Source organism: Pseudovibrio sp. W74 (genome assembly GCF_001623085.1).
Lineage (GTDB): Bacteria > Pseudomonadota > Alphaproteobacteria > Rhizobiales > Stappiaceae > Pseudovibrio.
Genome location: NZ_LMCJ01000016.1, coordinates 97409 through 109899, shown reverse-complemented (window position 1 = coordinate 109899; position 12491 = coordinate 97409). Strand labels below are relative to the sequence as shown.

Here is a 12491-nt window from a genome sequence, read left to right as displayed (position 1 = left end):
ACTTCGTTCCTGCCACTCAAACTCAATACGGCTGGTGTTATTCCACCGATTTTTGCGAGCTCCTTGTTGCTGGTACCAGCGACTGTAGCCAGTTTCCAAACCGGTGATTCCACTGGTTCGATGGCGTGGTTGACAACAATCACTGCGCTGCTGGGACACGGTCAACCAGCCTACATGGCTCTTTATGCAGCATTAATCATCTTTTTCTGCTTCTTCTACACCGCGATTGTTTTCAATCCGTCGGAGACAGCAGACAACCTCAAGAAGCATGGTGGCTTCATTCCAGGAATTCGTCCAGGCGAACGTACTGCGCAGTACATTGACCATGTGCTAACTCGTATTACGGTTGTCGGTGCAATATACATTACTCTCATTTGTTTGTTGCCAGAGTTCCTGATCTCAGCAACGGGTGTGCCGTTCTACTTCGGTGGTACGTCTCTGCTCATTGTTGTTAGCGTCACCATGGATACCGTTTCTCAGATCCAGGGACACCTTCTTGCTCATCAGTACGAGGGCTTGGTGAAGAAAACGAAGTTGAGGGGGAAACGTAGATGAGATTGATTCTTCTTGGCCCTCCTGGTGCTGGTAAAGGCACTCAGGCAGGTCGACTTGTTGCGGTGCATGGTATTGTCCAGCTTTCTACTGGTGACATGCTTCGTGCAGCTGTTGCAGCTGAAACCGAAGTCGGCTTGAAGGTTAAAGATGTTCTGACACGTGGTGACCTGGTTTCTGATGACCTGATTTGTTCCATAATTTCTGATCGTATTGATCAGGCTGATTGTGCAAAAGGGTTCATTCTGGACGGTTTCCCACGCACCATTGCTCAGGCGGACGCTCTTGGCGAATTGCTTGAGAAGAAGGATCAGAGACTTGATGCTGTTGTGCAGCTGAAGGTCGATGAAGGTATCCTTCTTGAGCGTATCGAAACACGTGCTCGTGAAAGCGCGGAAGCTCGATCCGATGACAATGCAGAGTCTTTGAAGAAGCGTCTTGCAGTTTACAACGAGCAGACAGCCCCGCTTATCAAATACTATGGTGAGCGGAACATGCTGATGAGCGTTGATGGCATGAAGTCCGTTGACGAGGTTGCTTCAGAGATCGATACGATTTTGAGCACGGTTTAATCCGTGCTTTTTGAAGGCAGGCGCTTGCGCTTGCCTTTATAATAAAGTATAGCCGGCGCACATCGACACCATAATCGATTGGCGCCGGTTTTCCTTGGGAAACCGAGGCTGATCTTTTTGCTGTGTGATGGTGCGCCCTCAACCTGCCTGGTTGTAGGTGTGTTATCGGCAAAAAAATGGGAGAGGGAACAAACGTACCCTCGTAATTGGAGAAAACAAACGTGGCACGTATTGCTGGCGTCAACCTTCCGACGAATAAGCGCGTAGTTATCGCGCTGCAGTACATTCATGGCATTGGTGCGAAGTTCGCGCAGGAAATCACCGAGAAAGTCGGTATTGCTGCAGAGCGTCGCGTCAACGAACTTTCTGATGCAGAAGTTCTGAAAGTCCGTGAAGCAATCGACGCTGAATACACCGTTGAAGGTGATCTTCGTCGTGAAACTGCAATGAACATTAAGCGTCTCATGGACCTTGGCTGTTACCGTGGCCTGCGCCACCGTCGTGGTCTGCCTGTCCGTGGTCAGCGCACTCATACCAACGCTCGCACCCGTAAGGGCCCTGCTAAAGCGATCGCTGGTAAGAAGAAATAACTAGCCGGTTATCCGGTGGAGCCGCCGGCTATACGGCGGTGTAGATATCGAAGTTAGGAAATATAATGGCTAAAGAATCGACGCGCGTGCGTCGTCGCGAACGGAAGAACATTTCTTCAGGTGTCGCGCATGTGAACTCTACGTTCAACAACACCATGATCACCATCACCGATGCTCAGGGCAATGCGATCTCTTGGTCGTCTGCCGGCGCGCTTGGCTTTAAGGGTTCTCGTAAGTCTACCCCTTATGCTGCACAGGTCGCTGCCGAAGACGCTGGTCGTAAGGCTGCTGAACACGGCATGCGTACTCTCGAAGTAGAAGTACGTGGTCCAGGTTCTGGACGTGAATCCGCTCTGCGTGCGCTTCAGGCTGCAGGTTTCGTTATTACATCTATCCGTGATGTAACTCCGATCCCGCACAATGGTTGCCGCCCACGCAAGCGTCGCCGCGTCTAACAGTTCGTTAGGCTAGTTTTCCACCCAGGCAAGGATTAGTTGACTTTTAGGTCAACGGGAAAGCCAGAGGGTTTATGAACGTGACTATTCAAAAAAATTGGCAAGAGCTTATCAAGCCAACTAAACTCGACATTCGTGCTGGCGATGATGCACGCTTTAAGGCTTCTGTGATTGCAGAACCTCTTGAGCGTGGCTACGGCCTGACTCTTGGTAACGCTCTGCGCCGCGTTCTGCTTAGCTCTCTTCAGGGTGCTGCAGTGACTGCGGTTCAGATTGATGGCGTTCTCCATGAGTTCTCATCAATTCCTGGCGTTCGTGAAGATGTGACTGACATCATCCTGAACATCAAGGAAATCGCGCTTCGCATGGAAGGCGAGGGACCAAAGCGTATGGTTCTGCGTAAGCAGGGTCCAGGTGCGGTCTACGCTGGCGATATTGAAACTGTAGGTGACGTTGAGGTTCTTAACCCAGGTCTGCTGCTGTGTAACCTTGATGAAGGTGCGGAAGTTCGCATCGAATTCACTGTAAACACCGGCAAGGGTTATGTTCCAGCTGCCGCTAACCGCCCAGAAGACGCTCCAATCGGTCTGATTCCGGTTGACAGCCTGTATTCTCCGGTTAAGAAGGTTTCTTATAAGGTTGAGAACACCCGTGAAGGTCAGGTTCTTGATTATGATAAGTTGACTTTGACTGTTGAAACTGACGGATCTGTGATCCCTGAAGATGCAGTAGCGTTTGCTGCTCGTATCCTGCAGGATCAGCTGTCTATCTTCGTGAACTTCGAAGAGCCACAGCGTGAAGTTCAGGAAGACACAGTCGCGGAACTTGCGTTCAACCCAGCACTGCTGAAGAAGGTTGATGAGCTTGAGTTGTCTGTACGTTCGGCAAACTGCCTGAAGAACGACAATATCGTATATATTGGCGATCTCATTCAGAAGACAGAAGCAGAAATGCTTCGTACACCGAACTTCGGTCGTAAGTCTCTCAACGAGATCAAAGAAGTTCTGGCGCAAATGGGCCTGCATCTCGGTATGGAAGTGGCAAACTGGCCGCCTGAAAATATCGATGAGCTCGCTAAGCGCTACGAAGACCACCAATATTAAAGGAACAGGAACCGATCGCGCTGCGTGAGGTTCCGACGATCTGATGTACTAGATCGTAATTGACTTAACAAAGGAGAGGGCCATGCGCCACGGTAATTCCGGCCGCAAGCTCAATCGGACGTCAAGCCACCGTAAAGCGATGTTCGCTAACATGGCAGCTTCGCTCATCCAGCATGAGCAGATTGTTACGACGCTTCCGAAAGCAAAAGAGATGCGTCCAATCATCGAGAAGCTCATCACTCTGGGCAAGCGCGGCGACCTGCATGCACGTCGTCAAGCAATTTCTCAGATCCGTGACACTGCAATGGTAGCAAAACTGTTTGATACCCTTGCAGAGCGTTATGCGGACCGTCAGGGTGGTTATTCTCGCGTGCTGAAAGCTGGTTTCCGTCATGGTGATAATGCACCTATGGCTGTTATCGAGCTGGTTGAGCGCGACGTAGAAGCTAAAGGCGCTGCAGATCGTGCACGCGCTGCTGCTGAAGAAGCTGCTGAGACAGCTGAAGCTGCTGCATAAGCTTTTCGCATAAGCGATTTGAAAAAGGGTGCCTTCGGGTGCCCTTTTTTGTTGCCTGAATGAAATTCACTCAAAGGCTCTCAATTATTTCAGAACGAATCTGATGAAATAGTTTGCGTAACGTGAGTTTTAACAGGTGGAACTGGATTGTTCGGATCAGGTTGGTACTGCAACTTATGATAGTGCAACGTGCTTCGAGTTTTGTGAGAAAACACAGCTAAATCATATCGGTATTTCAATTTTTCTTCGATTTGAAAAGCATTTTAAATATTTGTTTTAAGCGGAGATTAACACTATAGCCCGACTATGCTCCCAACGTATTACTCGGGGGCAAATATGCGTTCTAAATCTGATGAGAGCGGCTCTGTATCCTCACCTAGAGTCAAAAATTATTTTAATCGTATTGCTGTTCGTCTTCCATTCATTATGGTTGGGCTTGCAATTATTGCGAGTGCCGTTGTGGCATTCCTTGGGTATACGCGTGCTGAGAGCGCGCTGACTGAAGCGAGCAAAACACAGCTCGTACTTGTGGCACAGGCTCGACGGGATACTCTCGATGAAAAGTTGGAGCGCGTTGATAGTGACATCAAGCGCCTGGTCAAGAGTAGCGCGATGCGCGTTACCATGACCGACCTACTGGCCTCTATGGATTCTCTAAGTGCAGATAAGGATGATATCCTTAGCTATTTCCAAAAGAGTGGCTCGTCTGTGGCGGACCGTCTGCAGCTGACTGGGAATGGCAACAAGACGCTTTATTCATGGCGTCATGCTGTTGTTCATCCAGACTTTGTGGCGAGTGTAACCGGTGGAGGTTATGCGGACATCCTGATCATGGATGCAAATGGTCTGGTGATCTATTCTGCGACCAAGTCCTCTGAGTTTCTTGAGAGCGTGAAGGATGGCAAGCTATCCGGTACATTGCTCAGTCAGGAATTTAATAAGGCGGCGAAAGCGACAGAAGGCGACGTGGTCTATTCTGAGATCGCTCAATATGCGCCCGATGGAAATTCTGCATCCCTTTTGATTTCGGCTCCTGTGTTTGTTGAAGACTTCAATCAGGTCACCTTTAAGGGTGTGATCGCCATTCGTCTCAGCTCTGAGTTCTTCGATAGTGTCTTGCAAAATCGCGAGAACATGGGTGAGACAGGTCAGACCTATCTGGCACGCATTGATGGCACGATCCTTTCTAATCAGGTTCTGTCTGATGTGCCGACAGCGCTGGTGAAGAAAGATGATCCAAAGGTTGTTGCGAAAGTTGTCGAAGATCTGCAGGCGAACCTGGAAAGCAATGTTGGCTTTGCGGAAGTGAAGGAACAGTTTATTCTGGCCCTGCCACTTGGCTTTGAAAAACTGCCGACTGTTATTGTCGCAAAGACTGATGTGAGCGAAGCGCTGGCTGTTGTGCATGCACTCGCCAAAGAAATCATTATCAGCGGATTGATCGTATTGGCAGTCGTTGCTGCGATTGGCATCTTCATGGCACGTAGTCTGTCTACTCCGCTTAATCGCCTGTCATCCAATCTTAATAAGATTGCGAACGGTAATCTGGATGTGGAGATTATCTCTGCTCAGCGTAAGGATGAGATCGGCGATATTGGCCGAGCTGTTCAGTCTTTCCAAGCTGGTCTTGTCCGTGCAAGAGAGCTGGATGAGAAACAGGTGCGTGAGCAACATGAACAGGAAGAGCGCGTGAAACGCGTGGATGCTTTGAACGAGAACTTTGATGTTGGCGTTCGTGATATCCTGACCACTGTGACTGATGCTGGCGGTAATCTGGAAACCACTGCGAAGAGTATGGCAAGCATCTCTGAGCAGACCAACACTGAAGCGCAGACGGTGTCTTCTGCCTCTGAACAGTCCCTGATGAACCTTCAGGCTGTTGCGGGTGCTGCTGAAGAGCTTTCTGCAACTGTTGGTGAAATTGACCGCGAGGTCCGTCGTTCTGCTGACGTCTCCAAACAAGCGGCTGAGAAGGCTGCTGCGGCTGAGGTGTCTGTAAACGGTCTCATGGAAGCTGCGCAGCGCATTGGTGAAGTTGTGTCTCTCATCAATGATATTGCTGATCAGACCAACCTGTTGGCGCTGAATGCGACGATTGAGGCTGCTCGTGCAGGCGAAGCCGGTAAAGGCTTTGCGGTTGTTGCATCCGAAGTTAAGGGCCTTGCGAACCAGACTGGTCAGGCAACTGGCGAGATCAGTGTTCAGATCCAATCTGTTCAGGCTGAGACGGAGAAAGCCGTTGCGGCTATCAAGGAAATCAGCACGGTTATTGGTGACGTGAATGAAGCGGCGACTGCGATTGCAGGTGCTGTTCAGGAACAGGCTGTAACCGCAACAGATATTTCCAGCAATATTCAGCAGGTGACTTCTGGTAGTTCTGAGGTTGCTCAGGCTATTACCCGTGTGAGCATGATCGCAAGTGATGCGGGCCATGAAGCGGAAAACGTTCTTGGTGCTGCAAATCAGCTGACACACCAGTCCGAAGAGCTGAAGAACATGGTTGAACAATACCTTGAGAACATCCGGGCAGCCTAAATTCTGTCAGGTTTTATCGAGACGAGTGAGGCGCCGGGGAGACCCGGCGTTTTACGTTTTGAGCAGGTGAGATCTTTTTTAGTGCACTCAAACTGTTACTAGTTTGAAATCCACATGCAGTTTTCGGGGATACGAGCTCGCTGCTTAAAACCGACAGATTGGCCTTTTCATTTCCATATTGCAGACTTATCTGTAACCTGCTGCTCCCAAATTTTTTGAAAGAAAATCATTGTGAACTGGGGGCTCTTGCCGAAGGGATTTAAGAATGGGTCAAATCAGGAAGTCAGCTGCTCACCTGCTTTTTTGTGCAGTTCTTGGGACTACTGGCGTTGTGGCAACGCAAAGCACTGGTGCACTGGCCAGTGAAAAGACTGTTCCAACATCTCAAGCCGAGATTTCACTTTCCTTCGCTCCTGTTGTGAAGAAGGTCGCACCAGCGGTGGTGAATGTGTACGCAAGTCGTACTGTTCAGGAGCGCCGCAGAGTTTCTCCATTCTTTGATGATCCGTTCTTCCGTCGTTTCTTTGGTGAGCAATCCGATCGGTTTGCACCTCGTTCGCGTAGCCGTGTTCAGAGCTCTCTGGGCTCTGGTGTGATCGTTTCTGCTGATGGGACGATAATTACCAACCATCACGTTATTGCCGGTGCTGATGAGGTGCGTGTGGCACTTTCTGACCGGCGCGAGTTTGACGCCGATATCATCTTGATGGATGAGCGCACAGATCTTGCTGTTTTGAAGGTGCGCAACGCAGAAGGGGCGTTCCCTGTTGTGCCGTTTGCCAACTCTGATGAACTTGAGGTGGGCGATCTGGTGCTGGCGATTGGCAACCCGTTTGGTGTTGGGCAGACCGTGACGCAGGGAATTGTCTCTGCTGTTGCGCGAAATCAGGTGGGGGTCTCGGACTATCAATTCTTCATTCAGACAGATGCCGCGATTAATCCGGGTAACTCGGGTGGGGCACTGGTTGATCTGAACGGGCATCTTGTTGGCGTAAACACTGCGATCTTCTCGCGTTCTGGTGGTTCCAACGGTATTGGTTTTGCAATCCCTGCCAATATGGTGGAAGTGGTTGCTTCGGCTGCTGATGACGGTGGTATCGTGCGGCGTCCATGGGTTGGAACCAGTGTGCAGCCAGTCAGCTCGGATATTGCTGCCAGCCTTGGGCTGGAGCGTCCTGGCGGGGTTCTGGTGACACGTATTCAAGAGGGAAGTCCTGCTGACCGTGCTGGTATTCGTGTGGGTGATCTGATCCTGTCTGTTGGTGGCACTCAGGTGGATGATCCAGATGCTTATGGTTACCGTTTGGCCACGAAGAAAGTTGGCGGTGTCACGCGTTTTGAGATGTTGCGCGGTGGTGAGGCCTTTGCTGTCGAGATCAGCCTCGAGCGTGCACCGGAAACTGTGGCTAGAGATGAAAGAGAGATCAAAGGGAACTCGCCATTTACTGGTGTACGGGTTATGAATCTTTCTCCTGCTGTGGCTGAAGAGTTGCGCATGTACAACGAGTTTTCAGGCGTTGTAATTGCTGATATTAAAGCTCGTAGTACTGCTGCCTATGTCGGCTTTAAACCCGGTGATATCGTGGTTGAGATTAATGGCGCTGAAGTTCAAAGCACCAAAGACCTTTCCAAGCTGACCGGCAAGAAGCAGCGCACCTGGAACATCACTTTCAAACGTGATGGTCAGCTACGACAGGTAAGTTTGCGATAATGCTGTTTTGAGAGTTTTACCCTCCAAAACAGTTTAGAGGAATGTTGAGAGACCATGAGTGATCTATTTTCCGCCAATGGGATGGATCAGCTGGAAGACAGGCCGCTTGCAGATCGCATGCGGCCTCGTGTTCTGGAGGATGTTGTCGGACAAGGCCACCTTTTGGGTGACGCTGGTATTTTAAGCCGCATGCTGCGGTCCGGCTCTCTGGGGTCTCTCATCTTCTGGGGGCCTCCGGGTACCGGTAAGACCACGGTTGCCCGTTTGCTTGCAGATGCTACGGAACTGGAATTTGAGCAGATCTCTGCCATTTTCTCCGGTGTTGCTGATCTCAAAAAGTGTTTTGAGCGTGCTAGAGGACGTCAGATTTCCGGCAAACGGACTTTGCTGTTTGTTGACGAGATCCATCGCTTCAACCGCGCTCAGCTGGATAGTTTTTTGCCTGTGATGGAAGATGGCACCATCACTCTGGTGGGAGCAACGACTGAGAACCCGAGCTTTGAGCTGAATGCCGCGTTGCTGTCCCGTTCGCATGTGTTGACGTTCCATTCACTTGATGAAGATGCGCTGATTGATTTGCTCAAACGCGCGGAAGAAGTGATGGGGCGTGACTTGCCTCTGGATGAGGATGCGCGTCTATCACTCGTGCGTATGGCAGATGGTGATGGCCGGTCTGCATTGACTTTGGCGGAAGACGTTTGGCGTACGGCTGGCGATGACGAGATTTTCGACACGGAACGCCTTGCGGAAGTGGTGCAGCGACGTGCGCCGATCTATGACAAGACCAAGGACGGGCATTACAATCTCATCTCTGCGCTTCATAAGTCCATTCGCGGGTCGGACCCGAATGCGGCGCTCTACTGGATGTGCCGGATGCTGGAGGGCGGAGAAGATCCGCTATACATCATCCGCCGTTTGACAGTGATGGCTTCTGAAGACATTGGCATGGCTGATCCCAATGCGCTGGTGCAGGTGAATGCTGCACGTCACGCGTTTCAGCTGGTTGGGTCACCAGAAGGGGAGTATGCGCTGGCTCAGGCTGCGGTCTATCTGGCAACGGCCCCTAAATCGAATGCGTCTTATCTGGCTTATAAGGCTGCTCGCATGGATGCGCGGGAACATGGATCTCTTGTGCCGCCAAAGCACATCCTGAACGCACCGACCACGCTCATGAAGAAGATGGGGTATGGTGAAAGTTATCGCTACGATCATGATGAGCCAGATGCGTTTTCTGGTCAGGATTATTTCCCTGAGAAGATGGGTCGGCAAAAGTATTATGAGCCGAATGCTCGTGGGTTTGAGCGTGATGTTCAAAAACGACTGAGCTATTGGGATCGCTTGAGAAAAGAGCGTGGCACTGCCTAGGGCCGTCTGGCTGGGTTCTCATTGGAACGTTGCGACAGAGTTCGTTGTTTCGCCTTTTCTGAAAACTGGCGGTTACTTTTCAAGACTACACATAAACTACACGTAACTTTGTTTGGGTTTCCCGATTGCATTAGGGCATCCTAATTCGCACACTGACATATGAGCTTGTTGCGTTCATTTTTATCTGCGCATCATACTCTGACTTCTTTATTTAAGCGAATTCTGGTGCGTGCATGAGGCAACTTGAGCTGAGATTGGGACTGGTGCTGTATGGTGGGGTTTCGCTTGCCATTTATATGCATGGTGTCACCCGTGAACTCCTAAATCTTCAGCGTGCTTCCCATGCGTTGCATCAGTTGCGGAGAGACCGTGAGCGGGGTGTTGAGAGCGATGTCGCTCTTGAAGGCTCTGCAAAATCCTACTTCGATCTTCTTGAAAGCTTTGGGCCGCAGCTGGACCTGCGGGTTGTGACTGATGCAATCTCTGGCGCGTCTGCCGGAGGTGTGAATGCGATCATGCTGGCGCGGGCACTGGCTCATGATCTGCCGCTCAAGCACCATAGCGATTTATGGCTGTCGCTTGCTGATGTTGATAAACTGGCCAATGAGACATCCGGGGTCAGTAAACACGCCAAGCGGGTGCTGGCGCCCATTCTGGATAAGCTGTTGGTTTTCCTCGGGACTGACGTTCCCCAGAACAAGGAAACGCGCACCAAGCTACGAGACTTTATAAGTTCACGATGGTTTACGCCGCCGTTCTCAGGTGAGCGATATTCAGGATGGCTGGTGGATGCGTGCCGCGCGATGGATGAAGAGGATCGCGGGGAGACGTTGATCCCTTATGGGCAGCGGTTGGAGCTGTTCGTGACACTCACTGATTTCCACGGTGTGTTGCGGCGTATTGCGTTGCACGATCCGGAGTTTATTGAGGAGTTGGATCATCGACGTATTGTGAAGTTCAATGCCATTCATCGGGTGTCCAGCGGTTTACATAGCCAGATGAGTACGGAGTGTATTCCTGATCTGGTCTTTGCTGCGAGAGCGACTTCGAGTTTCCCTGGAGCCTTTCCGCCTATGAGTGCTGAGGAGATGGATGGCGTTCTTGAACGTCAGGGTCTTGAGTGGAGTGGACGTGAAAAGTTCCTGACCAATGTGCTTCATGCCAATTGTGATGCAGAAGGGGAGCGGATCTTCATTGATGGGTCGCTGGTGATGAACAAACCTTTCGAGCCGCTTATTGGTTCCATTGCACAACGACCTGCAGCTCGCGAAGTAGTGCGTCGTTTGCTTTATCTTGATCCGTTGCCCTTTTCGCACCGTGATGTGCCAGCAGAGCCAGAGCCTCCTGGGTTCTTCAAAAGCATCTTTGCATCGTTAGCTCACATTCCGCGGAATGAACCGATTGGTGATGAACTGCAGGAAATTGAGCTGATCAATATGAAAGTGCGGCGGATACAGGAAGTGGCTGAAGCTGCATTGCCGATGGTACGCCATGAAGTGCAGCTGTTGCTTGAAAAACATGGCAGTCTGCCGGAGACCGAGGGTGACTTCTCAGTTGTGCGGCAAGGGGCTGAGCTGGCGGCAATGGAGCAATCTGGTTTCGCCAATGCCGGTTATCTTCAGCTTCGTTTGGGGCATCTCGCCCACCGGGTTGTCTTGTTGATTTCCGAGCTTTCCGGCACACAGCAAGAGGGGTGCGTTGAAAAGGGCGAGGAGGTTGCTCTCTGGTCCTGGGAAAGCGTGGAAGAAGTGGTCGTGAATGCGTTGACCTTCTCCAAAGAAGAGGAGGGGGAAGCGCAGCGGGATCAAGCTAAGATACTTCGTGAGCTGAAGAGCCTTGATGTTGACTATCGCATTCGTCAGCTGCGGTTTTTGATCGAGCAGATCAACAAGTTCTATCACCATGAAGAGATTGCTGGGTCTGTTGAGTTTGCGCGCCACCTGGATGTCTTTAAGCGTGAACTTTATGGGCAGATTGCCAACTTGCGGAGCCGTTGGTCCGAAGAGTTTTATGGCACAGAGACCATCTACCTTGCGACGCTGCTGAAGGAAGTATCGCCGCAATTGGAGACAGTGCGCAAAGTGCTTGGGGTCCTCAGCCTTCGTATGGGGCTTTCTGATCTTGATAAACTGACAGATTCCATCGTGTTCGAGGGAGTTGGTAAACTGGGCGATCTGAAGGCGGCGCAAGGTATTTTAGAAGGCTATATCGGCTTTCCGTTCTTCGACACCAGCATGTTTCCGGTTCAGCAGGCGCTGGATGCTTTTGAACTTCGTAAGATTGAGGTGGGGCGCATCAGCCCAAAGGATGCGCAATTGCTTTGTCCTGGTGGCGTTGATTTGAAAGGCGCGCAATTGCAGATGTTTGGCGCATTCTTCAATCGGGGATGGCGCGAGCATGATTATCTATGGGGACGGCTCAACGCTGCTGAGCGGTTGGTGCGGTTACTGCGGGATGTTTATCATCAGTGCCACGGGTCAGCTCAGCGGATTGCTCCTGGTGATGATATGAACCTGCGCGCGATATTCCTTGATATTCTGGATGAGGAAGAAGAGCATCTGGAAGATCATGAAGAGTTGGTGGAAGCTTGCCGTGAGAAGGTTGACGAGGTCTTCTCTAAGGGATGTTAGTTACTGTGCAATTTGTGCAAGACATGCCATTCAAAATCCGATAGGGAGAATGCATGAAAAATCTCATCCTGATAGCACTTGGTGGTGGGGCAGGAGCGGTTTGTCGACATCTGGTTTCAATGGCCGGACTTCGTCTTCTAGGCCCTTCATTTCCGTGGGGCACTGTCACTGTAAACATTCTTGGTTCGTTGCTGATGGGAATCTTTGTTGAGGTTCTTGCTCAGCGACTGAATGCTTCTTCTGAGCTGCGTTATCTGATCGCGACGGGTTTCCTTGGCGGTTTCACTACCTTCTCCACCTTCTCGCTGGATGTCGCTGTGTTGTGGGAACGCGGAGAACCTATTGCGACCGCCGCTTATGTGTTGGTCTCGCTTGTTCTTTCCGTTTCAGCCTTGTTTGCAGGTCTTTATCTCACACGGCAGGTTCTCGCCTAATTTGCAAGTTGCCCGCAAAAACTCATA

At 50.9% G+C, this 12491-nt stretch carries 11 protein-coding genes; all 11 read left to right on the top strand.

Annotated features, from left to right (window positions below; genetic code table 11):
* Positions 1-555: preprotein translocase subunit SecY (locus PsW74_RS29695; protein WP_244277858.1), on the top strand; the 555-nt coding region annotated here is incomplete at its 5' end.
* Positions 552-1124, top strand: a complete 573-nt coding sequence (locus tag PsW74_RS11145) for an adenylate kinase (protein ID WP_057463420.1) — start codon at positions 552-554, stop codon at positions 1122-1124. The genes PsW74_RS29695 and PsW74_RS11145, both read left to right, overlap by 4 nt.
* Positions 1125-1345: 221 nt before the next feature.
* Positions 1346-1714, top strand: coding sequence for a 30S ribosomal protein S13 (gene rpsM / locus PsW74_RS11140; RefSeq protein ID WP_063289475.1), 369 nt, complete (start codon positions 1346-1348; stop codon positions 1712-1714).
* Positions 1715-1779: 65 nt separating this feature from the next.
* Positions 1780-2169 (top strand): 30S ribosomal protein S11, encoded by a 390-nt coding sequence (gene rpsK / locus PsW74_RS11135; RefSeq protein ID WP_054664941.1) that lies wholly within the window; start codon positions 1780-1782, stop codon positions 2167-2169.
* A gap of 74 nt (positions 2170-2243) precedes the next feature.
* On the top strand, positions 2244-3272 hold the full coding sequence (locus tag PsW74_RS11130; RefSeq protein ID WP_057463419.1) for a DNA-directed RNA polymerase subunit alpha: 1029 nt from the start codon (positions 2244-2246) through the stop codon (positions 3270-3272).
* Positions 3273-3354: 82 nt separating this feature from the next.
* Positions 3355-3789: a 50S ribosomal protein L17 gene (gene rplQ / locus PsW74_RS11125; protein WP_057463418.1), complete on the top strand. Its 435-nt coding sequence runs from the start codon at positions 3355-3357 to the stop codon at positions 3787-3789.
* 336 nt (positions 3790-4125) lie between these two features.
* Positions 4126-6324 (top strand): methyl-accepting chemotaxis protein, encoded by a 2199-nt coding sequence (locus PsW74_RS11120; protein ID WP_063289474.1) that lies wholly within the window; start codon positions 4126-4128, stop codon positions 6322-6324.
* A gap of 265 nt (positions 6325-6589) precedes the next feature.
* Complete coding sequence (locus PsW74_RS11115; RefSeq protein ID WP_063289473.1) at positions 6590-8035, top strand: Do family serine endopeptidase; 1446 nt, start codon at positions 6590-6592, stop codon at positions 8033-8035.
* A 54-nt stretch (positions 8036-8089) separates the two neighbouring features.
* Positions 8090-9400, top strand: a complete 1311-nt coding sequence (locus PsW74_RS11110; RefSeq protein ID WP_063289472.1) for a replication-associated recombination protein A — start codon at positions 8090-8092, stop codon at positions 9398-9400.
* Positions 9401-9633: 233 nt separating this feature from the next.
* Positions 9634-12030, top strand: coding sequence for a patatin-like protein (locus tag PsW74_RS11105; protein ID WP_063289471.1), 2397 nt, complete (start codon positions 9634-9636; stop codon positions 12028-12030).
* Positions 12031-12083: 53 nt separating this feature from the next.
* Positions 12084-12464, top strand: a complete 381-nt coding sequence (gene crcB, locus PsW74_RS11100) for a fluoride efflux transporter CrcB (protein WP_063289470.1) — start codon at positions 12084-12086, stop codon at positions 12462-12464.
* Positions 12465-12491: the final 27 nt, after the last annotated feature.

What these genes read in the sequence shown, in the direction of transcription:
- PsW74_RS11130 (WP_057463419.1), top strand. Translation starts at nt 2,244, where the DNA reads ATGAACGTGACTATTCAAAAAAATTGGCAAGAGCTTATCAAGCCAACT.
- rpsK (WP_054664941.1), top strand. Translation starts at nt 1,780, where the DNA reads ATGGCTAAAGAATCGACGCGCGTGCGTCGTCGCGAACGGAAGAACATT.
- PsW74_RS11120 (WP_063289474.1), top strand. Translation starts at nt 4,126, where the DNA reads ATGCGTTCTAAATCTGATGAGAGCGGCTCTGTATCCTCACCTAGAGTC.
- PsW74_RS11145 (WP_057463420.1), top strand. Translation starts at nt 552, where the DNA reads ATGAGATTGATTCTTCTTGGCCCTCCTGGTGCTGGTAAAGGCACTCAG.
- PsW74_RS11110 (WP_063289472.1), top strand. Translation starts at nt 8,090, where the DNA reads ATGAGTGATCTATTTTCCGCCAATGGGATGGATCAGCTGGAAGACAGG.
- PsW74_RS11105 (WP_063289471.1), top strand. Translation starts at nt 9,634, where the DNA reads ATGAGGCAACTTGAGCTGAGATTGGGACTGGTGCTGTATGGTGGGGTT.
- crcB (WP_063289470.1), top strand. Translation starts at nt 12,084, where the DNA reads ATGAAAAATCTCATCCTGATAGCACTTGGTGGTGGGGCAGGAGCGGTT.
- PsW74_RS11115 (WP_063289473.1), top strand. Translation starts at nt 6,590, where the DNA reads ATGGGTCAAATCAGGAAGTCAGCTGCTCACCTGCTTTTTTGTGCAGTT.
- rplQ (WP_057463418.1), top strand. Translation starts at nt 3,355, where the DNA reads ATGCGCCACGGTAATTCCGGCCGCAAGCTCAATCGGACGTCAAGCCAC.